A 22,844-nucleotide genomic window follows, 5' to 3' on the forward strand; every position below is an offset into this window, starting at 1 on the left:
CGAGAAGTTGGTCCACCGGGACAGCACGAGTCTTCTGTCTTCTGAACGGGGCCGGGGCCAGCCGCGCGGCTCAGACCTGGCGGCGGCGCTCCACCGCGTCGAGGATCTCCGCGACGGCCTCGTCCACCGGCACGCCATTACGCTGCGTCCCGTCTCGAAAACGGAACGACACCGCACCCTGGGTGACATCGGAATCTCCGGCCAGCAGCATGAACGGCACCTTCTGCTTCTGCGCCGTACGGATCTTCTTCTGCATCCGGTCGTCGGAGGAGTCGACCTCCACCCGAAGGCCGTGTGCGGCGAGCCGCCGGGCGACCTCGTCCAGGTACGGCACGTGCTCGTCGGTGATCGGGATGCCGACCACCTGCACCGGCGCGAGCCACGGCGGCAGCGCCCCGGCATAGTGCTCCAGCAGGATGGCGAAGAACCGCTCGATGGTGCCGAACAACGCCCGATGGATCATGAACGGACGCTGCCGGGTCCCGTCCGCGGCCTGGTACTCCAGGCCGAAGCGCCGCGGCAGCTGGAAGTCCACCTGGATGGTGGACAGCTGCCAGGTCCGGCCGATGGCGTCACGGGCCTGCACGGAGATCTTCGGCCCGTAGAAGGCACCGCCGCCCGGGTCCATCACCAGTTCCAGGTCCTGCTTCTGCGCGGCCTCCCGCAGCAGTTCGGTGGCCTGCGCCCACTCCTCGTCGGTGCCGACGGCCTTGCCCGCCGGCCGGGTCGACAGCTCCAGGTAGAAGTCGGTCAGCCCGAAGTCGCGCAGCAGCCCGAGCACGAACGTCAGCACGCTGTCGAGCTCGGCGGGTAGCTGCTCGCGGGCGCAGAACAGGTGCGCGTCGTCCTGGGTGAGCCCGCGCACCCGGGTCAGGCCATGGACCACGCCGGACTTCTCGTAGCGGTAGACCGTGCCGAACTCGAACAGCCGCAGCGGCAGCTCCCGGTACGACCGGCCCCGCGACCGGAAGATCAGGATATGCATCGGGCAGTTCATCGGCTTGAGGTAGTAGTCGGTGCCGCCGTCGAGCTGCATGGGCGGGTACATGCCCTCGGCGAACCAGTCCAGGTGCCCGGAGATCTGGTAGAGCTCCGACTTGGTGATGTGCGGGGTGTTGACGAACGAGTACCCGGCCTCGATGTGCCGGCGCCGCGAGTAGTCCTCCATCGCGGTGCGGATCGCGCCGCCCCTGGGGTGGAAGACCGCCAGCCCCGGGCCGATCTCGGTCGGGAACGAGAACAGGTCAAGCTCCGCGCCGAGCTTGCGGTGATCGCGCTTCTCGGCCTCGGCCAGCCTGGTCTGGTAGGCCTTGAGCGCGTCGCGCGACTCCCACGCGGTGCCGTAGATGCGCTGCAGCTGCGGGTTCTTCTCGCTCCCCCGCCAGTAGGCCGCGGCGGAGCGCAGGATCGCGAAGGCCGGGATGGCCCGGGTGGTGGGCACGTGCGGCCCGCGGCAGAGGTCCTTCCAGCACAGCTCGCCGGTCTTCGCGTCGAGGTTGTCGTAGATGGTCAGCTCGCCCGCCCCGACCTCGACACTCGCCTCGGCGTCGTCGGCCGCCGTGTCACTCGACTTCAGCCCGATCAACTCGATCTTGTACGGTTCGTCAGCGAGCTCCGCGCGGGCCTCGGGCTCGGTGACGACCCGCCGGGAGAAGCGCTGGCCGGCCTTGATGATCGCCTGCGCCTTCTTCTCGATGGCCCTGAGGTCGTCCGGGGTGAACGGGGACTCGACGTCGAAGTCGTAGTAGAAACCGTTGTCGATGGGCGGCCCGATGCCCAGGCGCGCCTTCGGGAAGAGCTCCTGGACCGCCTGGGCGACGACGTGCGCGGTGGAGTGCCGGACGATCGCCCGCCCGGCCGGCGAGTCGATCATGATCGGCTCGACGACGACCCCGTCGGCGAGAACATGAGCAAGATCACGCTGCTGACCGTCAACCAGAGCCGCGATCACGTTCCGGTCGTCGGCGAACAGCTCGGCGGCCGTCGTCCCGGTCGGCACCACCCGCGGATCGCTGCGCTGGGCGTGCTGAACGGTAACGCGGACGTCGGACACCGAATCTCTCCTGTTGCGCTGGGAACACGGATGCGGGGATCGCGTCGCCGGTGCGTCGCCGGTACGTCGCCGGCAGGCGGCCCCGCGGCGGGCCTTCCTGGCCCGTTCGCGATGCTACTCGCGGATGCATGGTGCCCCCGGTGAGCGGGGTACGGCGAGCGGGATACTCAGCGTGACGAGCGTGGCTCAGTGCGACGGGTGTGGCTCAGTGCGACGGGTGTGGCTCAGTGCGACGGGTGTGGCTCAGTGCGACGGGTGCGCCTCCGCCGTCGGCCGCGCACCCTGCCGGCAGCGGATGCCACCGAGGATGGTGTCGACGATCTTCGCGATCCGCGTTCCGCTCACCTCGCAGTCACCACTCATGTACTGCCGATAGGCGACCGGCCCGACCAGCATGTCGACGACAAGGTCGACGTCGACGTCCGCGGCGAGTTCCCCCGATTCGATGCCGCGCCGGAGCATGGCGGCCGCTTTCTCCCGCGACGGCTCGATCACCTTCTGCGAGTAGGTGGCGAACAACTCCGGGTGCGTGCTCCGCTCGGCGACGAGCTTCGGCATGATCCGCCCGGACAACGACTGGAGGTTGTGCCGGCGCAGCGCGTTCAGCCAGGCCACCAGGTCGTCGCGCAGGGAGCCGGTCTCGACCGCGTCGAGACTGTCAGCCAGGGTGTCCAACGCGTCCCCGATCAGGGCGTCCTTCGTTGGCCACCGGCGATAGACCGTCGCCTTGCCGACCCCGGCGCTGGTCGCCACCGCCTCCATCGACAGGCTCGCGAAGCCGACCGTCGCGAGCTCGTGCAGCGCGGCATCGATGATCGCCTCATCGCAACGGGTGTCCCTCGGACGACCGGGAGCGCGGGAGACGCGGACCCCGGAGGGCACCCGGTCGGACGGTCGCCGAGGATGCGCAGCGCGCACGTCCCGGGTGGCCATCAGGCGGGACACCGGCCTGATCCCCCGCCCGCTCCGTCGCTGCCGTGCCGATGCATCCGCATGGAAAGGCCACCCGCCACCTTGATCGCGCCGCACGTTCTCGCCGCACTTCAAGATCAGCATACGTCCCAGTCGGTCAAGACGCATCCGTTTGCCATGGCAGCGGCGTGGCGTGCGTCGCGTTCCACGCCGATCGGGCCACGGTCCACCACGAAACCACCGCCCGAACGCCCCAGCCCGAACAGCCACCTCGGGGCTGGGTGGATCTGCTCCACCACGGGCTCTCCGCATGGCAGCCGTTGGTGGCAGCATGAGGGAGACGCCGGGACGCCCAGCGCCCGGACGGACGTACAGGAGCGCTCATGGATGCTTCAGGCACACCCACCCACCCGGCGGACCCGGCGCCCCACCCGGCGGACCCGGCGGCGACACCCTACGGCGCGCCGACCACGCCGCCGCGGCCACGCCGGTCCCGTTTCACAGTGCGCGACGTCGCCGCGGCGAAGAACCGGGGCGAGAAGTGGTCGATGCTGACCGCGTACGACGCCACCACCGCCGCCGTCTTCGACGAGGCGGAGATCCCCGTCCTGCTGGTCGGGGACTCGGCCGCCAACGTCGTCTACGGCTACGACACGACCGTGCCGATCACCGTCGATGAGCTGCTGCCGCTGGTCCGGGCCGTGGTCCGCGGAGCACCGCACGCGATGGTCGTCGCCGATCTGCCCTTCGGGTCGTACCAGGGGGGGCCGGCCGAGGCGCTGGCGAGCGCTACCCGCTTCCTCAAGGAGGGCGGGGCGCACGCGGTGAAACTCGAGGGCGGTTCCCGGGTGGTCCGGGCGGTGGACGCCCTGGTCGGCGCCGGCATCCCCGTTATCGGGCATCTGGGGCTGACCCCGCAGAGCATCCACACCATCGGGGGCTACCGGGTCCAGGGCCGCGACGAGGCCGGCGAGATCCTGCTGGCCGACGCGCTGGCGCTCGAGGCGGCCGGCGCGTTCGCGGTCGTGCTCGAGGTGGTTCCCGCCGATCTGGCCACCCGGGTGACGAAGGAGTTGCGCATCGCCACCGTGGGTATCGGAGCCGGCTCGGGATGCGATGCCCAGGTGCTGGTCTGGCAGGACATGGCCGGGCTGAGCGGCGGCCGCACGCCACGGTTCGTCAAGCGGTACGCGGATCTGCGCACGATTCTCGCGGACGCCGCCCGGGCCTACCGCGCGGACGTCCGGGACGGCAGGTACCCGACGATCGAGCACAGCTACTGATCAGTCATCCGGCCGGTGGTGCCGGCGGCGCCGGCGCTGTCACCCCGGTCCATCGCCGGTCCGGGCCAGCGCCGCCGCGAGCACGGACCACGCATCGACCAGGGACGGGCCGTACCAGGTCAGCAGGCGGCCGGACACGCAGACCGCGGGCGCGCTGAAGGTCTCGGGCCCGTCCGACGGGCTGAAGGGGTACGGCTCGTCGGGCAGGACCACCAGGTCATGGGGCGGGACGGCCGCGAGATCGATCCGAGGGTAGCGGTCCGGCGAGTCCGCCAGCACGTTGTCGACCCCCAGCCGGCGCAGCACGTCGCCGGTGAAGGTGTCCCGGCCGACCGCCATCCACGGCCGGCGCCAGATCGGCACCAACGCCCGCCGTCGCGGTCCGGCGGCCGGCACGGCCCAGGCCTGCCGGGCGGCGTCGAGCCAGCCGGGACGAGCCAGCCCGCAGGCCAGGCGCAACATCCGGTCCAGGCTCACCAGAGCCTGATCGACCGTGGTGGGGGCGGTGACCCACACGGCGAGCCCGGCCCGGCGCAGCGCGGCGAGGTCGGGTTCCCTGTTCTCCTCGGCGTTCGCGCAGACCAGGTCCGGGGCCAGGGAGACGATGGTATCGAGGTCGGGGTTCTTCGTCCCCCGGACCCGAGCGACGGCCAGCCCCGCGGGATGGCTGCACCAGTCGGTGGCACCCACCAGCAGACCGGGCGCGGTGACGGCGATCGACTCGGTGAGGCTGGGAACGAGCGAGACGATCCGTTCCACCCGCGCCGGAATCGCCACCGGGTGGCCCAGGTCGTCCCGGGGGGCCGTCCCCGCCTCTCGTTCCCGCCCATTCGCCACCGCGGCCACATCCAAACGGGCCCCGTCCAAACGGGCCCCGTCCAAACGGGCCCCGTCCAAACGGGCCACATCCGGACGTAGCCCGTCCGGACGCCGCTCAGACATCGGTGACCCGCAGGCCGGCGTGCGACTTGTACCGGCGATTGACCGAGATCAGGTTCGCGGTCAACGCCTCGACCTGACCGGCGTTGCGCAACGTGCCGGCGTAGATGCCCCGCATGCCGGGAATGCGCTCGGCGAGCGCGGCCACCAGATCGGTGGCGGCCCGATCGTCGCCGAGGACCAGGACGTCCGTGTCGATCTTCGTGACCGCGTCATCGGCCAGCAGCACCGCGGAGACGTGGTGGAAGGCCGCCACGATGGTGCTGTCCGGCAGGACGGCGGCCGCCTGCTGCGCGGCGCTGCCCTCGGGCACCGCGAGCGCGAAGGCACCCCCCTTGTCGAAGCCGAGGGGGTTGACGCAGTCGATCACGATCTTCCCGGCCAATGGCTCCCGCAGGGCGGCCAGGGTCTGGCGATGGCCCTCCCAGGGAACCGCGATGATGACGACATCGGCGCGCTCGGCGACCGTGGCGTTGTCCGCGCCCTCGATGCGCAGGCCGGGGCGCGCGAGCGCGGCCGCGGCCTGCTGGCCGCGTTCGGTCGAGCGGGACCCGATCAGTACGAGATGGCCGGCGGCGGCGAACCGCAGGCCGAGGCCCCCGCCCTGCGGACCCGAGCCGCCGAGGATACCGATGGTCAGCGCGGGGACGTCCGGCCGGACGCGGTCAGTCGAAGCCACCCTGCCATCCTGCCCGATCCGGGCTTTGGCCGCCCGGCTGCGTGACACCCGTGAAAGCGTTCCCAGAACAGTGGGAACCAACCCGTTCACCCTCCGACATGACGATGCACGACAAGTACCCCCCCTTGCGGACAGCTCCTTGCAATGAGGGACTATGCAGAGACAACGGGACAGCTACGTGTCCGATTTTTCCGAGCTCGCCCCCCGCGGGGAGATCCGGATCGACCGGGTCCATACACGTCGCCACCGGCAGAGGAGCAGCCCACGTGACTGACAGCTACAGCTCTTGGACCGCGACACTTGGTGAGCGAGTAGACACGAAAAGCGAAACCGCCGGTACTTCCAGGAACCCCGCGCGCGCATTGGTCTCAGATGGGCCGTACCGTTCCGTTTCACACACATCGAGCAGATCTTCGGAGTCAGGCGAGAGAGGTCGAGCAATGGCGGACGTGTCGGTTCGCTTCGCGATGACAAACGACAGCGAAGTGGTGCTGAACCTGTCGCTGCCGCAGGCACTGCGCCTGATGGAAGCGATCGCCCGCAAGGTGGGCGAAACCCTGGCCGAGCGCAGCACGCAGACGGTCGGCGGTGTCGGCGGTGTTCCCGCCTCGGCCCCTTCCAACGGGATGCCCAGCCTGGGGCCGTACACCCCATCCTGAGCATCCACGTGCCGCGCCGGTCCACCTGTCCCCACGCGGCGGCATCGCGCCACTTGGCGCGTTCTCACGCGGACAGTCCCGGGTGGACATCCGCCCGGGACGCCGACCATCGCTCAGAACCGGGGCGGTGCCCCGGCGAAACTCACGGGCCCGTCATGCACGGGCCTGTCACGCACCGGTCCGTCCCCGGGCCCCAGGTCCGGGAGTAGTGACCGATCGAGCCCAGGGCCGCGTCCAAGGCGCGTGGATGCGAGGCCGCGTACACCTCGCGAAGCCGGTCCACCGTCACCAGGGTGTAGATCTGGGTGGTACTGACCGAGGCGTGTCCCAGCAGCTCCTGCACCACCCGGACGTCGGCGCCGCCGTCGAGCAGGTGGGTGGCGAAGGAATGGCGCAGCACATGGGGTGAGACCCCCTCCACACCGGCCGCGAGCGCCGCCGTACGCAGCACCGACCACGCGCTCTGCCGGGACAGGCGGTTACCGCGGCGGGACAGGAAGACCGCGGGCCCCGAGCGGGGGGCGACCAGCGTCGGCCGCCCCATCCGCAGGTAGTCGGCCACCGCGGCGATGGCGTACCGACCGAGCGGGACGATCCGGTCGCGTCCGCCCTTGCCATGCAGGCGCACGGAGGCGGCCTCCAGATCGAGATCGTCGACGTCGAGACCGACGGCCTCCGAGATCCGGGCCCCGGTGCCGTAGAGAAGCTCCAGCAACGCGGTCGCTCGCAGACGACGGACGGCCTCGGCCGGTTCCACCGGCGGCGGTCCCCCGGGCGGCGGCGGTCCCCCGGGCGGCGGCGGTCCCCCGGGCGGCGGGGATCCCGGCGGGGGCGCACCTGCGGCCGCGGCGAGGACGGCCACCACCTGGTCGATGCTCAGGGCCTTCGGTAGCCGCCGGGGAGGCGTCGGTGGTCGAACCGGCCGGGACACGTCCTCGGGGACGTCACCCTCGTCGGCCGCGAAGCGGTGCAGCGACCGGACGGCGACCAGCATCCTCGCGACCGACGCCGCGGCAAGCGGCGGGTGCGTGTCGTCACCGGTGCGCAGCACGGCGGCGAATCCGGCAACCTCCGCCTCACCGACCGCGTCCAACGAGGGCAGACCGCATGCGGAGAGATGATCACAATAGCGGCGCAGGTCGCGACGGTAGGCGAGCACCGAGTTGCGCGCGAGTCCGCGTTCGCCCTCCAGATGGTGGAGATAGCGCTCGATGACGCCGGCAGGCGTGCCACGCAGCTGGGACGGCTGGGACCCGGCTCGATGATCCGCAGGCCGGGGCGGGTCGTCCGGCCCAGCCAGGTCGATCGGCCCGGCCAGGTCGTCCGGGCCGGCCAGGTCGTCCGGGCCGGGCCGAGGTGCCGACGGACGATGATCCGAGGACCCGCCGACGCCGGATGCCGAGGCCGCGGGGGGGCGCAGCCGGAATACCCGGTCGCCGTCGGTGACTCCCATCATCGAACTGATAGTAGGACCTGCCCCCCGTTCTCCGTTGGTGCCTATCCACATACCGCGTTTCCGCGGCTATCCTGGCGACTTGTGCGGGCGGGCAACGGGTCGTCACGGTACGCCGCACGGCTGGGGGTCGTCATCGCCATGCTCGTCATCCTCACGGGCGCGGGCTGCGGCGGCGACCAGCACGAGCCGTCCGGGGCCGCGCTCCCGGCCCGCCCCGGTTCCCAGAACCGGGGCACGGCCGTCTCCGGCGGCCCTTCCGTCTCCGGTTCGGCCCCCGGTGCGGTCGATGACACGCCCGCGGCCGCCACCCGCACGGTCGAGGGCTACTTTCACGAGATCAACGAGGCCGCGCGGGCCGGTCGGGTCGCGGTTATCGCGCCGACGGCGCTCGGTGGCTGCCAGCCCTGCGCCCTCGACGTCGGGGTGACCCGCTCGCTCCAGCAGCGGGGGCTGCGCGCGGACGGGCCGGCCTACCAGCTGAGCGACGTGCTCGCCCGGCCGCGGGTCGGGCTCGTCACCGAGGTGGACTTCACCGTGCGGACCCGGGCGGTGGGGCTGCTGGACCCGGCGGGCCGGCGGGTCTCCGACGCCCCGGGCGTGCCGACCCGGGTCGGCACGGCCGAGCTGTCGCTCACCGACCACGGCTGGCGTATCCAGACCCTGCGCTACGCCCCGGCCCAAGCATGACCACCGGCCCGGGGACGACCGGCCCGCACGCGACCACCGCCGCCCGCACGACCACCGCCGCCCGCACGACCACCGCCGCCCGCACGACCACCGCCGCCCGGCGCCGCACGATCCCGCGCCCGGCACTGATCGCGGTCGGCGCGCTGCTACTGGTGGGCCTGACCGGCCTCGCCGGCGGCGCGACGCCCGCCGCCGCGGCGCCCGGACGCACCGTCCCGGTGCCCTGCGTCGGCGCGCTGTGGGGTACCTGTGACACTCGGGCCACGGACAACGGCTACCAGTACCGCTACCACGACGGAGCGCTGGAGCGCGTCGGGATCCCGACCGGCTCGGGGGCCCGGCGGAGCGCGGCCTGCGGTCAGGACTGCCCGGACGACCCGGCGGCCGTCTGTGACCTGCTGACCGCGGTCGGGCCGGATCCGGCGATGGACGCGCAGGCGCGGGCCCAGTACGACCAGGCGGTGGCGGGCTGCTTCAACTACCTGCTGCCCGCCGGCGCGGTGCCGATCGCCCAGGTGCAGGCCGCGCTCGCCAACTACCTGCGCGAGAGACTCCTGCCGAAGCCGTCCATCGTCATCGCGCCGTCCGGCCGCAGCTTCGCGAACCTGGCCACGATCCTCTACACCCCGGTGCCCGACTCGTTCACGTTCAACGTCGACCAGCCGGTCGTGGCGACCATCAGTGCCGTTCCCCACTATCACTGGGAGTTCGGCGACGGCGAGACCGGCCCGGACGCTCCCGGCCGGCCCTACGACCCGGCGATCTCACCGCGCGATCATCCCGAGGCCTACGTGGCGCACGGCTACGCCCGGCCGGGCCGGTACCAGGTGACCCTCGCGGTGACCTGGGATGGCACGTTCACCGTTCCCGGGGTCGCGCAGGCGTTCCCGATCGCCGCGGTGACCCTCGCCGCCGCAGCGGGCCTCGTCGTCGACGAGGCCGCCGGCGTGCTGGTCCACAACGACTGACGCCACCGCGGGACCGACGCCACCGCGGAGAAACGGGGGCCGCGGCGCGGCGGCGGCTCAGCCGCGGTGAGCGGGACGAGCGGGCCAGGGTGCGTCGGGTGGGCGCAGACCGGCGTAGTTCTCGGCGCGCGCCCGGGCCGTGGCCAGCAGCCCGATGACCGCCATCGCGTTGGTGATCTCACCGCGCAGGACCCGTTCGACGGCGTCGGTGAAGTCGATGCGGGCGAGACCCATCTCGGCCTCCTCGTGCACCGGCACGTACCGCTCGGCGGCCGGGATCTCGTGCAGCCCGCGGGCCAGGAAGAGGCGGTAGGCCTCGTCGGTCATCCCTGGTGAGGCCCACACGTCAACCAGCAGATCGTAGCGGTCGGCGCGCAGCCCGGCCTCCTCGGCCAGCTCCCGCGCGGCGGCCGAGGACGCCGGCTCGCCCGGCACGTCGAGAATGCCGGCGGGCAGCTCCCACAGCGGACCACCGACGGGATGACGGTACTGATGGACCATCACCACCCGATCGGCCTCGTCGAGGGCGACCACCCCCACGGCGCCGGGATGCACCACCACATCACGCTGCGAGATGTCGCCATCCGGCATCCGCACCTGATCGCGGCGGACGGAGATGACCCTCCCCTGGTAGGCCAGGGTGCTCTCGGTGACCTCGTAGCGGTGCGGGGTCGCTGTCACGGGGACACCAGCGCGGCGGTGCCGTTGGAGCTGACGCTCGGCCGGGACGCGCTCGCGCCCCGGCGGATACTCCCGCCGGATCGACCGGCCGTGACGCCGCGGGTCTGCGCGGCGCCGTTCTCTAGGACGCCGTTCTCTAGGACGCCGTTCTCCGGGGTGGCGGCGTCCTCGCTCGGCAGGTCCACCGGCAGCACCCCGCGGCGGCGGTCCGCATGCGCGACCGCCGCGGCGACGAGACCCCGGAACAACGGATGGGCCCGGGTCGGCCGGGACCGGAACTCCGGATGTGCCTGGGTGCCGACGTAGTACGGATGCACATCGGCGGGCAGTTCGACCACCTCGACCAGGCGGCCGTCCGGTGACGTCCCGGAGAAGACCAGCCCGGCGGCGGCCAGCCGGTGCCGATAGTCGTTGTTCACCTCGTACCGGTGCCGGTGGCGCTCGGCGACCTCGGCGGCGCCGTATTCACGCTGGGCGAGCGTGCCGGGCACCAGCACGCACGAGTACAGGCCCAGTCTCATCGTGCCGCCCATGTCCCGGGTGCCGGCCACCACCTCGTGCTGGTCGGCCATCGTGGAGATCACCGGGTGGGGGGTCTCGGGGACGAACTCGGTGGAGTTCGCCGCCTCCAGGCCGGCGAGACTGCGGGCCGCCTCGATGACCATGCACTGCAGGCCGAGGCAGATACCGAGGGTCGGAATGCCGTTCTCGCGGGCGTGCCGCAGCGCGGTGAGCTTGCCCTCGATGCCCCGCACCCCGAAACCACCGGGAACGATGACCCCGTCGATCCCGTCGAGCAGGGTGGCCGTCGCATCCGGGGAAGAGCACTCGTCCGAGGTGACCCACCGCAGGTCCACCCGGGTGTCGGTGGCGAAGGCGCCGGCGCGCAGGGCCTCGGTCACCGAGAGGTAGGCGTCGGGGAGATCCACGTACTTGCCGACGATCGCGATCGTCGCCGTGTTGGCCGGGTGGTGCACCCGCCGCAGCAACGTGTCCCACTCCGTCCAGTCGACGTCGCGGAAGGACAGCCCGAGCCGACGCACCACGTAGGCGTCGAGGCCCTCGCGGTGCAGCACCCGGGGGATGTCGTAGATGGAACTCGCGTCCGGCGCCCCGACGACGGCCTCGTCATCGACGTCGCACATCATCGCGATCTTCTTCTTGAGCGAATCGGGCAGCGGCCGGTCGGACCGGCAGACCACGGCGTCGGGCTGCAGGCCGATACTGCGCAACGCCGCGACCGAATGCTGGGTCGGCTTGGTCTTCAGCTCTCCGGAGGGGGCGAGGTAGGGGACCAGGCTCACGTGCACCGTCAGGGCGTTGTCCCGACCGACCTCGTGGCGTACCTGACGGATCGCCTCCAGGTAGGGCAGCGATTCGATGTCCCCGACGGTCCCGCCGACCTCAGTGATCACCACGTCGACGGAGTCACCGGCCAGCCGCCGGATCCGGTCCTTGATTTCGTCGGTGATGTGCGGGACGACCTGGACGGTCTGGCCCAGATAGCCGCCGCGGCGTTCCCTGGCGATGACGGCCGAGTAGACCTGACCCGTCGTCACGTTGGCACTGCCGTCGAGGCTGACGTCGAGGAACCGCTCGTAGTGGCCGATGTCGAGGTCGGTCTCGGCCCCGTCGTCGGTCACGAACACCTCACCGTGCTGAAACGGGTTCATCGTCCCCGGGTCCACGTTGAGGTAGGGGTCGAGCTTCTGCATTGTGACACGAAGTCCACGAGCCTTGAGTAGTCGGCCAAGGCTCGACGCGGTCAGTCCCTTGCCGAGACTGGACGCAACCCCGCCGGTGACGAAGATGTGTTTGGTGATATGCGCCTGACCCACCCGAAGCTCCCGTGGTTACGCCGCCGGTCCGGCCCCGGCGCCTCCACGGGACTTCACGGTAACAGCTCCCCCGCGCGACGCCTCCAGCGCAATGCGGGGACTCTGCCACAAGGGTGAGTCATGCCCCTCGGTTATCACCTTCGGTGACTGCCTGGACCACCGCAGGATGTCCGACCTCCCGACCGCGGTGGCACTACGGCAGCGCCTTGTCGGCCTCCGCGGCGGCGAGCAGCTCCTCGGCGTGCCCACGGGCCAGCGGGCTCTCCTCCTGGCCGGCGAGCATCCGGGAGAGCTCCCGCACCCGGCCGGCGTCGTCGAGCATGACGATCCCGCTACGGGTGACCGATCCGTCGTCGGCCTTGTGGACCACCAGATGACGGTCCGCGAAGGCGGCGACCTGCGGCAGATGAGTGATACAGATCACCTGATGGGTACGGGCGAGGCGGGCGAGGCGCCGGCCGATCTCCACCGCGGCCCGGCCGCCGACCCCGGCGTCCACTTCGTCGAAGACCATGGTCGAACCGGTGTCGGCGGCGGCGAGTACGACCTCGATCGCGAGCATGACCCGGGACAGCTCACCGCCCGACGCGCCTTTCTGGACCGGCCGCGGCGGCGCCCCGGGATGCGGGATCAGCCGCAGCTCCACGTCGTCGACGCCGAACGGTCCGAACGCGACGACCCGCAGGCCGACCGGCAGACCGGCTGGATCGTCGCGCTGCGACACGGCGGCCTCCACCCGGGCCCGGGGCATCGCGAGCCCGGCGAGCTCGGCGGCGACCGCCGCACCGAACCGGGCCGCCGCCTTGGTCCGGGCCTCGCTGACCTCCTCGGCGAGCCGGGCCAGCTCGGCGGTCAGGCTGTCCCGCCGGGCGGTGAGCGCCTCGACGCTGTCCCCGGCGCCGTCGAGTTCCAGCAACCGGCGCCCGGCCTGGTCCGCCCAGGCCAGCACGCCGTCAATGCCGGTGCCGTGCGCCCGGGTCAGGCTGGTGAGGGCGGCCTTGCGCGCCTGGGCGTCGGCGAGGCGCACCGGGTCGGCATCGATGCCCTCCGCGTAGGAGGCGAGGTCCGCGGCGACGTCGGTGAGCAGCATCCCCACCTCCGTGAGCCGCGTGCCGAGGGCGGCGAGCTCGGTGTCGAGGGCGGACTCGCCGGCGATGACCCGCTGGGCCGCGGCCACCAGATCGACCGCACCGGGCTCGTCCGACCCGGTGGCCGGATCGCTCATCAGCGCGGCGTGCGCGGTCCGCGCCGCCCGCACCAGGGTCTCCGCGTGCTCCAGCTTGGTCAGCTCGGCGTCGAGGGTGACGTCCTCACCGGGGCCGGGGGCGATCCGTTCCACCTCGTCCAGGCCGATGCGCAGCAGCTCCGCCTCCTGCTCGCGTTCACGCACCCGGTCGGTGATCTCGGCGAGCTGCCGACTGACCCGGGTCAGCTCCCGGTACGCACCGCCGTAGCGGGCCAACGGCCCGGCGACGGCGGAACCGGCGAACCGGTCCAACGCATCACGCTGGGTGGACGGCTTGAGCAGGCGCTGCGCCTCGGACTGGCCGTGCACGGCGATCAGCTCCTCGGCGATCTCGGCGAGGACACTCGCCGGAACCGAGCGGCCCGCGACCTGCGCCCGGGACCGGCCCTCCGCGGTCAGGGTCCGACCGACGACGAGGACGGCGCCACCCGGATCCTCGTCGAGGTCGCCGCCGACTTCGCGGACCCGGGCCGCGACAGCCGACTCGGCACCGATGACGAGCCGACCCTCGACAAAGGCGCGACCGACCCCGGGCCGGACCAGACCATAATCCGCCCGCCCGCCGGTGAGCAGCCCCAGCCCCTGGACAATCATGGTCTTGCCGGCTCCGGTCTCGCCACTCACCACGGTGAGGCCGGGAGCGAGGGCGAGGGCGGCATCGTCGATGACCCCGAGGCCGCGGATGCGAATCTCCTCGAGCACGCCCCGAACTCTAGCGTCACCAGGACGGAGGCCGATATCGCAGAGGCGGAAGATCCGACATCGCGGTCCCCGCGTCGCGGCGAAGCCCCCCGACAGCCACCCCAGGAAGCTCGCCGAAGGCAAGCTGACGGAAACCCCGAACGGCGCCCAGGGCCAGGGGTCCCCGCGTCGCGGCGAAGCCCCCCGACAGCCACCCCAGGAAGCTCGCCGAAGGCAAGCTGACGGAAACCCCGAACGGCGCCCAGGGCCAGGGGTCCCCGCGTCGCGGCGAAGCCCCCCGACAGCCACCCCAGGAAGCTCGCCGAAGGCAAGCTGACGGAAACCCCGAACGGCGCCCAGGGCCAGGGGTCCCCGCGTCGCGGCGAAGCCGCTACGCGGGGGAGGCACGCTGGTTGCGTCCCCGCCAACCTTCCACCGGAAGGCCGAACTTGGCAACAAGACGATCAGTGAACGGCAGCGGGCGCACCACGGCGAGCCGCACCGGTCGGCGGCCGCGGACCACCTCGACCCGCGACTCGGGGGGCACCTCGACGGACCGCCGGCCGTCACAGTAGAGGACCGCGGGCACCGGCGGCAGGATCTCCACGGCGACCGCGGAGGTCGGCGCCAGCACGAGCGGCCGGGCGAACAGCGCGTGCGCGCTGATCGGGGCGACCAGCAGGGCCTCGACGCCCGGCCACATCACCGGGCCACCGACCGAGAAGGCGTAGGCGGTGGATCCGGTGGGCGTCGAACAGATCACCCCGTCGCAGCCCCACCGGGATAGCGGACGCCCGTCAATCTCCAACACGCATTCCAGCATCCGAGCGCGCTCGGCCTTCTCCAGGGACATCTCGTTGAGCGCCCAGCCGGTATAGGTGACCTCGCCACGCCGCCGGACCGTGACGTCTACCGTCATGCGTTCCTCGACCGTGTAGTCCTTGCGGACGACGTGCTCGATGGTGGATTCCAGCGCGTCGGGTTCGGCCTCGGCGAGGAACCCGACATGCCCGAGGTTCACGCCCAGCAGCGGGGCGTCAGCGGTGCGGGCCAGCTCCGCGCCGCGCAGCAGGCTGCCGTCGCCGCCGAGGACCAGCACCAGTTCCACCCCGACGGCCGCGTCGGCGTCGGGCGGCACGCTGTTGGCGGCGGTCAGGTCGAGCATCTCCGCCTCGTCCCGCAGCACCCGCGGCGACACCCCGGCAGCGGCCAGGCCCTCGATGACCCGATGGGCGCTCTCCCGGACCACCGAGCGGCGGGGATGGGTGACGACGAGGATCTCCCGCGTCATGCCCGGCGCCCCGGTCCCGCGGGGCCGGCTGCGATCGCCCCGGTCAGGACGTCCGCGTCGAGCGGTGGGGCCCCGGCGGCCAGCCACAGCAGGTACTCGACGTTGCCCGCCGGGCCGGGCAGCGGACTCGCCGTGACGCCACGCACGCCGAGATCCAGCATGGCCGCGGACGCCGCCACGTCGCGGACCGCCTCGGCGTGCAATGCGGTGTCACGCACCACCCCGCCGGGCCCGAGCCGCTCCCGGCCGACCTCGAACTGGGGCTTCACCAGCAGCACGAAATCGGCATCCGGGACCGCGCAGGCGCGCAGCGCGGGCAGCACCAGGGCCAGCGAGATGAACGACAGGTCCCCGACGACCAGGTCGACGCGGTCACCGATCTCGGCGGGCGTCAGGTTCCGGGCGTTGGTACGGTCGAGCACGCGGACTCGGGGGTCGCAGCGCAGCCGCCACAGCAACTGCCCGTAGCCGACGTCCACGGCCACGACGGTCCCCGCACCGTACCGCAGCAGCACGTCGGTGAAGCCGCCGGTGGAGGCACCGACGTCCAGGCACCGACGACCGGCCACGACCAGCGTGGGGCCGGTCGAACGCGGGGTCCCGGCACCCGGCCCCGGTGCGGGGACCCCGAAGGCCTCGAAGGCACCCAGAAGTTTGTGCGCGCCGCGGGAGGCGTAGCCGGGATCGTCCCCCTTCGTCACCGCGATGGAGGTGGATCCGTCGACCACCGTGGCGGCCTTCGTGGCAGGAATGCCGCCGACCAGCACCCGACCCGCGATGATCGCCGCAACGGCCTGCTCCCGGGACCGGGCGAGACCACGACGGACAAGTTCGCTGTCCAGACGTGTCCGGCGGGACATCGCGACCCCGGAGCGACTCACCGCGCCGGCCGGATCATGCCCGGCCCGGGCCGCGGCCCTCCCGTGGGACGCGCCCCGCAACGCGCCGGAACGGGCACGCCCGGCCCGGCCGCGCCCCCGACGCCCTTGACGCGGTCAGCGCCCTTGACCTGGTCAGCGCTCCCGTCCAGGTCCGCCAGTGCCCCGGCCAACCGGCGGTTTATCTCCTCGAAGACCTCGACATGCGCGGCCGTCGGTAGGACGTCGAGCATGTCCAGCCGGCCGAGGGCGCCGCGAACCTCGGCAGGCAGATTCTCGGTGTTCACGTTGTCAGCCTCCCGCACTCACGGCCGCTGACGCGACGGACCCTGGCGACGTGCGTCATGCGACGAATCTCATGTCCTGTCCACTCCTCGTCCGGCCGGATCCGCCCTCGGCCGGACCGGGACCTCACCCCGGGTCCGTCAGGACCACCGGAGATCGGCTCGCAACCGGTGTAAACTCGCCCGCCACGCGGGTCGTCCCGCCCGGAACACCTACTCTCACGCTAGTGTCCCGGACACGCCGGGCCGAGAGGGGCGCAGGTCGAACAGGCCGAGAGGAGGACCGGCCGGGATGGCCGACAGGTCGCAGTGCGAGGCCGCGCTCCATGCTCTCGCCGCCCGTCTGGATGGGCTCTCCGCCGACGGCCGTCCCCCGCGCGCCCCGGATCGCGTCATCGTCTGTCGTATCCCCGATCTCGGCGCTGTCTTCTCCGGGGAGCTGCGTGACGGCTGCCTGCGGCACATTGGCGAAGGCAGCCGCGACGACGCCCAGATCACCCTGACGCTGGAGAGCGACGACCTGGTGGCGGTCGCCGAGGGAAGGCTTCCCGCGATGACCGCCTGGGCCAGTGGGCGGCTGAAGGTGGACGCGAGCGTGTGGGATCTGCTGCGGGTCCGCTCGCTGCTGTGACGATGTGCCTGTTCACCGACGATGCTCCAAGGCGCCGGGACTCAGGCGGACACCGGGACTCAGGCGAGCGCCACGGGCTCCGGTGCCCGGGGCGCCGGAGCCATCAGGTCCTCGCAACCCGGCGGGCGTCGCGCCGCGATCGCGTGGACGGCGACGCCGCTGTCCAGGGCGGACCAGACCGTGGCGCAGGCGGCCCGCAGCCCGTCCAGCCCGTCGGTGCCGTCCCCGTTCCACGTGTCGTCACCCGACACATCCCGGTCTGACGCATCCCCACCGGAATGACCGCCACCTGAACGATCGCCATCCGACGCGTCATCGCCCAGCCCGTAGCTTTCACCCGACCAGTGCAGCGTCCCCTCCTCGACCCGGCTGCTCCAGGCGCCGCAACGATAGGCGTGGTTCCCCAGCTCCGGGACGGCCTCCACCGGTGGCGCCGCCCGGAGCAGCCCGCGCAGGTCCGCGGCGAGGAAGTCGGGACGGTGCGGAGCGGGAGCGGCGAGCAGGTCTCCGGGGGTCGTCACCCCGGTGAAGACGAGCAGGGTCGGCGTCGACGTCCGGTGACCGGCCTCGATGTCGGTGTCGAGCCGGTCACCGACGATGAGGGGTGTCCGGGCTCCGCTGCGCCGCATCGACTCGCGGTGCATCGCCGACTCGGGTTTGCCGGTCACCACCGGCTCGCGGTCCGTGGCGGCCCGCAGGAAGGCGATGACGGATCCGTTACCGGGCGCGACGCCCCGCTCGGTTGGCACGGTGCGATCGGCGTTGCTGGCGATCCACAGTGCTCCGGCCCGGATGGCATAGGCCGCCTCGGCGAGGCGGGCATAGGTGAGATCCGGGTCGAACCCCTGGACCACCGCCGCCGGATCGTCCTCGGCCGAGTCCACCGGGACCAGGCCCTCCTCCGTCACCGCCTGTCGAAGTCCCCGCCCTCCGGTAATGAGCACCCGGGATCCGGTGCCCAGCCGTTCGGCCAGGACGTGCGCCGCTGCCTGCGCCGAGGTGACGACGTCCTCGGTTTGCGCCGGCACGCCGAAGCCGCGCAGGCGGGCGGCGACCTCGGCCGGCGGGCGCAGCGCGTTGTTCGTGACGTACACCGTGCGCATCCCCCGGCGGCCCGCGGCTGCGATGGTGCCGGCCGCGTGCGGCACGGCGGCGGCCCCACGGTTGACGACACCGTCGAGATCCATCAGGGCGACGTCGAACAGGTCGGCCAGCGGCCGGTCCGTCCCGCGCAACGGCCCGGGGAAGCCGCCGGAAGACACGGAGCAAGCAGAGGACACGGAGCAACCAGAGGAACCAGAGGACACAGAGGACACAGACAAGCCGCAGGACGACGAAGCGGAGGAGACCGCGGAAGGGCTGACTGACGAAGGGCTGACTGACGAAGACCTGGTTGACGTGGTCTCGTGCGCCGGCGCGGGCACGGCGGCCGGCCGGGTCATGCTTGAGCCAACGCCGCGCGGGCGCCACGCAGCGCGACACCGTAGTGTCGGATGTCGGGACGCATCGCCACGGCCAGCGCCAGATGCTCCACGGCCGCCCGGAGATCACCGATCTTGCGGGCGGACAGCCCGAGGCCGAACTGGGCGTAGTCGTCGGTGGGATGCCGATCCACGATCCAGGCGAAAGTCTCCCGGGCCGCGCCGTACTGACCGGCGGTGAACTGCGCCCGGGCCAGCGCCTCCCGCACACTCGGCGAGGCGGGTTCGGCCGCGACGGCGTGGGCCAGCAGCTGTACCGCGGCATTGGCGTCCCCGTGGCCGAGCAGCGCCATCCCCCGGGTGTACCAGTCGTAGACCTCACCCGCCGGTCCCGGCCGGGACCGGTCCGCACCGTCATCCCCCCAGGACGTCACATCGGACGGCACCGAGCTGGATCTATCACGTCGTCTGCGGGCGGGCAGCCCACCGGGCGTCTCGTCCGGTACATCCCCCGGAGGGCCGGTCTCCTCGGACATCTTCACCTCCACGACACGGACGATCATCTGTCTCCTCGCCACACCAATCCTGAGCACCGGGCACGGACCTCGCGCCGGGCCACGCGCCGGACTCCGCCGCACCGTGGCGCCCTCGATGCGCATCACCGCCTCTCACCCGAGGAACACCGCCGGATCCGGAATCACTCCGTCCGGCTTCGCCACCGCGGGCGCCAAGCGCCAGGCACATCCTCGAGGTCCGCAGCTCCAGTGTCGCCGCAAAGCCGCCCGACGTACCTCGAGATCCCCATAACGATCAGGTGTGCGCTGTCAACCGTCCCGCCGCTCCGATGGCACGCTCGCACTACGGGAAGGTGGTGAAATGTTCCTCTCGCCCGCTCGGGCCGGCCGGAACACGGGCGGTCAGCAGCGAGGGCACTCCCGGGTCACACCGGGTCCGCACCCTCGGGGCCCTACGATGCGGCTCATGGTTGACGCCGATCGTCCCGTTCCCGCTCCGGCGGGTCTCGTGCTCGCCCCGTTCCGGGCCGCACGATTTCCGTCCTCCGGGCCGGACCTCGCCCCGCTGACCTCCCCGCCCTACGACGTCATCGACGACGCCGAGCGGGCGGAGCTCCAAGCGCGCGACGAGCGCAACGTGGTCCGGCTCATCCTCCCCGGGGAGGACTACGACGGGGCCGCCCGCACGCTGCGGGCATGGCTGGACAGCGGAGTGCTGCGTCGCGACGAGAAGGCCTCCGTCTATGTCTACGAGGAGGAGCGGGCCGGCCACGCCCAGCGCGGGCTGATCGGGGCGGTCGCGCTGACCGATCCGGATGCGGGGATCATCCTCCCGCACGAGAACACCATGGCGGGCCCGGTCTCAGACCGGTTGGCGCTGACCCGCGCGACCCGCGCGAACCTGGAACCGATCTTCCTGCTCTACGCCGGCGGTGGCGAGACCAGCCGGGTGGTCTCGATGGTGATCGCCACGACGCCGCTGGTGGAGACGTCCACGGACGACGGGGTGACGCACCGGCTCTGGGCCATCGACGATCCGGCGGTCCTCACCGCCATCGCCGCGGACCTGTTGCCCCGGCGCGCGGTGATCGCGGACGGCCACCATCGGTACGCCACCTACCGCCAGTACCAGGCGGAACGGCACGCCGCCGGGGATGGTTCGGGCCCCTGGGACTTCGGTCTGGCCTTCCTCGTCGACGCGACCGTCTCGGGGCCCCAGGTGCACGCCATCCACCGGGTGGTGCGTGGTCTCGGGCTCACCGAGGCGGTGCGGCGGGCCGCCGAGGTGTTCACCGTGCGTCAGCTCGCCGGGCCCGGCGAGGGTGGTACCGCCGCCGGGGATGCCGGTGGCGTGGGGCCGGCAGGCGCGGACCCGGACGCGCTGGTGGAGGAACTGGCCAAGGCCGGGCAGGGCGGGCACGCGTTCGTGGTCACCAACGGCACCGCGGCCTACCTGCTCACCGAGCCCGACGCCGACCTGCTCGCGCGTAGTCTGCCCCCCGAACGGTCGGCGGCCTTCCGTGGACTCGACGTCACCGTCGCTCATCTTGCGTTGATCGTGGACGTCTGGGGGTTGGCTGACACGGTGGGCGTGGCCGACTACCACCACGACGCGCCGGCCGCGATCGCCGCGGCGGCGGCGGCGGGAGGTACCGCGCTACTGCTCAACCCCACCCCGATCGCCGATGTGACGGCCGTCGCCGAGGCCGGCGAGCGGATGCCGCGCAAGTCGACGTTGTTCACCCCGAAGCCGCGCACCGGACTCGTGCTGCGTCCGCTCGACGACTGACCGGCGTACATAGGACCGACGTACATAGGACCGACGTACATAGGACCGGCGTAGGACCGACGTACACACGGTCCGTCTCCCCGCGGACCCGTCTCCCCGCGGAGCCACGGATACCGGGCGGAGTGGTCCTCGGCCGAACGGTCCTACCTCCCGGTCTCCGTCGCCTCGGCCTCGGGAGCAGCCTCGGTGCCGGCGCCGGTGCCATGATCAGTAAGATCATGGCCGGTGATGTCCTGATCGACGTTCCCCTCGGTCCCGGCGTCCGCGTCGGGACCGGCCCGATCGGAGAGCAGGAGATCCGCGCCGTCCTGGGCAGCCTCCTCGTCCTCCTCGGGGAGAGGCCGACCAGTCATGATCAGGTACGCACGGGCGTCGGCGTCGGTCTCTCCCTCGTCGATCGCAGCCGTGGAGGTGAACCAGCGTGCGGCCTCCTCTGGACGACCGGCGGCAAGCAGCGCCTCGGCATAGGCGTACCAGAGGCGGGCGGTCCACGGCGCGGGCGGCGTCTTGGCCGTGGCCAGATCCCGCAGCAACACGACGGCGGCCTCCGGCTGACCGAGGTCCCGGCGGGCCCCGGAGACGACGATGAGCATCTCCGCCCGAGCGGCCGGATCAAGCTGGTCGATCTGCGGATCCCGCAGGTAGGCGACGGTACGCTCCGGCCGGCCCAGTCCCCGTTCGCTGTCCGCCATCAGCGGCAGGTTGTGCGCGGAACCGTCCATCCGACGAGCGGCCCGAAGTTCCACCAGGGCCGTCGCGTACTCCCCCGCATGGTAGGCCGCGATACCGACCGCCTCGCGCACCGCGGGCAGGCGCGGCACCCGATCGGCGGCGGCGCGGGCGTGGGCGAGCGCGCGGGCGGGATCGTCGTCGAGCAGCAGGGCGGTCGCGACGAGATGGCGGGCGATCGTGTCGGCGAGCGACGATGGCAGCCCCCGAAGGGACCGGCGCACGTCGTGGTCCAGCAGGTCCGCGCGGGCCTCGTCGGGAAGTGGCGGAGCCGGCACCCGGGCCCGCCGGCTGCCCTGCTCAGTCTGATCAGTCCGGCCAGCCCGGTCGGTTCTGTCAGTCCGGCCAGGCCCGGTCGGACGGCTGCCGCGGGGGCCGCCGCGGGGGCCGCCGCCCCCGGGCCTGGAAGCCTCGGTGAACGGCCGGCCACGGTGCTCGGCGCGAGCGGCGCCGTCGCGGCGGTCCCCTCCACCGCTGGTGTCCCGGGGCCCCCGGGACTCCCGGCCTCGATCGCCGCCGGGCCGCGGGCCGGCCGAGCGCGTACCCGCGGGACGGTCGCCATCGGAACGCCAGACTCTGCCGTGAGTCGGCCGTTCAGGGCCGTCGTGCCGGGGCTGCGGGCCGTCGCTGCCGGCCCGGGGCTGCCCGGGCCGATGGGATACCGAGGAGTCGCGCCCCGGTCTGCCGTGGTCGGGACGGCTACTCGGCCTTCCGGACCGGCCGGTCTCCTCCGCTCCCGGCCGACCCCGACGCTCGCGCCAAGCCGCCTCGGCGGCGACCCGGTTGCGGGCGGAGGCTCCGCTCGCGCCCCGGTCACCGCTCGCGCCCCGGTCACCGCGCGGGCCGTCGGCTCGGGAAAAGCGCTCACCGCCAGCCGCCGGAGCACGCCCACCGCCGGTCCCCTCCGGACGCCGAGCCCCACCCGGGCGGCGGTCGACGAACGAGGCGGCCGAGGAGGAAGAGGAACTGGCGGATCCCGCATCGCCCGCACGCGGCGGTGCGCCGTACCGGGCGTTGCCGTACCGGGTGTTGGAGTCCGCACCCCTGGAGCGGTCCGGCCGGCCCTGGCCCTCCGGGCCGCGGCGGAACTGGCCCGCCCCGCCCCGCGTTCCTCCCCGCGCACCGCCCTGCCCGCCGCCGCGCGCACCCTGGCGCGCGCCCTGAGAGGGACCGCCCTGTCCGCGCGACGCGCCGGTCTCGGATCCGCCGCCCCGCCTTACGCCC

At 72.5% G+C, this 22,844-nt stretch carries 20 protein-coding genes; 6 read left to right on the plus strand and 14 right to left on the minus strand.

Annotated elements, in window-relative coordinates:
* Positions 1-70: 70 nt before the first annotated feature.
* Together thrS and AC08OO_RS07150 are read right to left on the minus strand one after the other, a co-directional pair.
* On the minus strand, positions 71-2,053 hold the full coding sequence (gene thrS / locus AC08OO_RS07145; protein ID WP_476606770.1) for a threonine--tRNA ligase: 1,983 nt from the start codon (positions 2,051-2,053) through the stop codon (positions 71-73).
* A 243-nt stretch (positions 2,054-2,296) separates the two neighbouring features.
* On the minus strand, positions 2,297-2,998 hold the full coding sequence (locus AC08OO_RS07150) for a TetR/AcrR family transcriptional regulator (protein WP_476606769.1): 702 nt from the start codon (positions 2,996-2,998) through the stop codon (positions 2,297-2,299).
* Between the two features lie 350 nt (positions 2,999-3,348).
* Between AC08OO_RS07150 and panB the strand changes: the two genes are divergently transcribed.
* Positions 3,349-4,248: a 3-methyl-2-oxobutanoate hydroxymethyltransferase gene (panB, locus tag AC08OO_RS07155; protein WP_476618343.1), complete on the plus strand. Its 900-nt coding sequence runs from the start codon at positions 3,349-3,351 to the stop codon at positions 4,246-4,248.
* 39 nt (positions 4,249-4,287) lie between these two features.
* Here the strand turns inward: panB and AC08OO_RS07160 are convergent, their stop codons facing one another.
* Together AC08OO_RS07160 and npdG are read right to left on the minus strand one after the other, a co-directional pair.
* Complete coding sequence (locus AC08OO_RS07160; RefSeq protein WP_476618344.1) at positions 4,288-5,190, minus strand: helical backbone metal receptor; 903 nt, start codon at positions 5,188-5,190, stop codon at positions 4,288-4,290.
* Positions 5,183-5,866 carry an NADPH-dependent F420 reductase gene (gene npdG, locus AC08OO_RS07165; protein WP_476609371.1) on the minus strand — a complete coding sequence of 228 codons (684 nt, stop codon included), beginning with the start codon at positions 5,864-5,866 and terminating at the stop codon, positions 5,183-5,185. The genes AC08OO_RS07160 and npdG overlap by 8 nt, the downstream gene beginning before the upstream one ends.
* 440 nt (positions 5,867-6,306) lie before the next feature.
* Here npdG and AC08OO_RS07170 point away from each other — a divergent pair, with 440 nt between their 5' ends.
* Positions 6,307-6,525 (plus strand): hypothetical protein, encoded by a 219-nt coding sequence (locus AC08OO_RS07170; RefSeq protein WP_023841797.1) that lies wholly within the window; start codon positions 6,307-6,309, stop codon positions 6,523-6,525.
* A 142-nt stretch (positions 6,526-6,667) separates the two neighbouring features.
* Here AC08OO_RS07170 and AC08OO_RS07175 read toward each other — a convergent pair whose 3' ends face one another.
* Positions 6,668-7,978: a site-specific tyrosine recombinase XerD gene (locus tag AC08OO_RS07175; protein ID WP_476618349.1), complete on the minus strand. Its 1,311-nt coding sequence runs from the start codon at positions 7,976-7,978 to the stop codon at positions 6,668-6,670.
* Between the two features lie 84 nt (positions 7,979-8,062).
* Between AC08OO_RS07175 and AC08OO_RS07180 the strand changes: the two genes are divergently transcribed.
* Both AC08OO_RS07180 and AC08OO_RS07185 read left to right on the plus strand, forming a co-directional pair.
* Positions 8,063-8,668 carry a hypothetical protein gene (locus AC08OO_RS07180; RefSeq protein ID WP_476618345.1) on the plus strand — a complete coding sequence of 202 codons (606 nt, stop codon included), beginning with the start codon at positions 8,063-8,065 and terminating at the stop codon, positions 8,666-8,668.
* Positions 8,665-9,636 (plus strand): PKD domain-containing protein, encoded by a 972-nt coding sequence (locus AC08OO_RS07185; RefSeq protein ID WP_043591305.1) that lies wholly within the window; start codon positions 8,665-8,667, stop codon positions 9,634-9,636. Before AC08OO_RS07180 ends, AC08OO_RS07185 begins: the two co-directional genes overlap by 4 nt.
* Positions 9,637-9,693: 57 nt before the next feature.
* On the opposite strand, the gene AC08OO_RS07190 is transcribed toward AC08OO_RS07185, so the two are convergent.
* The 6 genes from AC08OO_RS07190 to AC08OO_RS07215 form a co-directional block, all read right to left on the minus strand.
* The gene (locus tag AC08OO_RS07190; RefSeq protein WP_011437541.1) at positions 9,694-10,317 is read right to left on the minus strand and encodes an NUDIX domain-containing protein; all 624 of its coding nucleotides are present in this window, start codon (positions 10,315-10,317) and stop codon (positions 9,694-9,696) included.
* On the minus strand, positions 10,314-12,155 hold the full coding sequence (locus AC08OO_RS07195) for a CTP synthase (protein ID WP_476609374.1): 1,842 nt from the start codon (positions 12,153-12,155) through the stop codon (positions 10,314-10,316). The genes AC08OO_RS07190 and AC08OO_RS07195 overlap by 4 nt, the downstream gene beginning before the upstream one ends.
* Positions 12,156-12,348: 193 nt before the next feature.
* A complete protein-coding gene (gene recN, locus AC08OO_RS07200) occupies positions 12,349-14,103 on the minus strand; it encodes a DNA repair protein RecN (RefSeq protein WP_476609375.1) in 1,755 nt (584 codons plus the stop codon).
* 370 nt (positions 14,104-14,473) lie between these two features.
* Complete coding sequence (locus AC08OO_RS07205) at positions 14,474-15,373, minus strand: NAD kinase (RefSeq protein ID WP_476606761.1); 900 nt, start codon at positions 15,371-15,373, stop codon at positions 14,474-14,476.
* On the minus strand, positions 15,370-16,233 hold the full coding sequence (locus AC08OO_RS07210; RefSeq protein ID WP_476606771.1) for a TlyA family RNA methyltransferase: 864 nt from the start codon (positions 16,231-16,233) through the stop codon (positions 15,370-15,372). The genes AC08OO_RS07205 and AC08OO_RS07210 overlap by 4 nt, the downstream gene beginning before the upstream one ends.
* Positions 16,234-16,250: 17 nt before the next feature.
* Entirely contained in the window at positions 16,251-16,538 is a 288-nt protein-coding gene (locus tag AC08OO_RS07215) for a hypothetical protein (RefSeq protein ID WP_476606760.1), read from the minus strand.
* A gap of 289 nt (positions 16,539-16,827) precedes the next feature.
* On the opposite strand from AC08OO_RS07215, the gene AC08OO_RS07220 reads away from it, so the two are divergent.
* Positions 16,828-17,166: an alkyl sulfatase C-terminal domain-containing protein gene (locus AC08OO_RS07220; protein WP_011437547.1), complete on the plus strand. Its 339-nt coding sequence runs from the start codon at positions 16,828-16,830 to the stop codon at positions 17,164-17,166.
* A 59-nt stretch (positions 17,167-17,225) separates the two neighbouring features.
* Here AC08OO_RS07220 and AC08OO_RS07225 read toward each other — a convergent pair whose 3' ends face one another.
* Positions 17,226-18,608 (minus strand): HAD-IIA family hydrolase, encoded by a 1,383-nt coding sequence (locus AC08OO_RS07225; RefSeq protein WP_476609376.1) that lies wholly within the window; start codon positions 18,606-18,608, stop codon positions 17,226-17,228.
* Positions 18,605-19,150, minus strand: a complete 546-nt coding sequence (locus AC08OO_RS07230) for a tetratricopeptide repeat protein (protein WP_476606758.1) — start codon at positions 19,148-19,150, stop codon at positions 18,605-18,607. The genes AC08OO_RS07225 and AC08OO_RS07230 overlap by 4 nt, the downstream gene beginning before the upstream one ends.
* Before the next feature lie 409 nt (positions 19,151-19,559).
* Between AC08OO_RS07230 and AC08OO_RS07235 the strand changes: the two genes are divergently transcribed.
* Complete coding sequence (locus AC08OO_RS07235; protein WP_476609377.1) at positions 19,560-20,891, plus strand: DUF1015 family protein; 1,332 nt, start codon at positions 19,560-19,562, stop codon at positions 20,889-20,891.
* Between the two features lie 143 nt (positions 20,892-21,034).
* Here the strand turns inward: AC08OO_RS07235 and AC08OO_RS07240 are convergent, their stop codons facing one another.
* Positions 21,035-21,898, minus strand: a complete 864-nt coding sequence (locus tag AC08OO_RS07240; RefSeq protein WP_476609378.1) for a tetratricopeptide repeat protein — start codon at positions 21,896-21,898, stop codon at positions 21,035-21,037.
* Positions 21,899-22,844: the final 946 nt, after the last annotated feature.

This window comes from Frankia sp. CeCAU1, assembly GCF_977971845.1.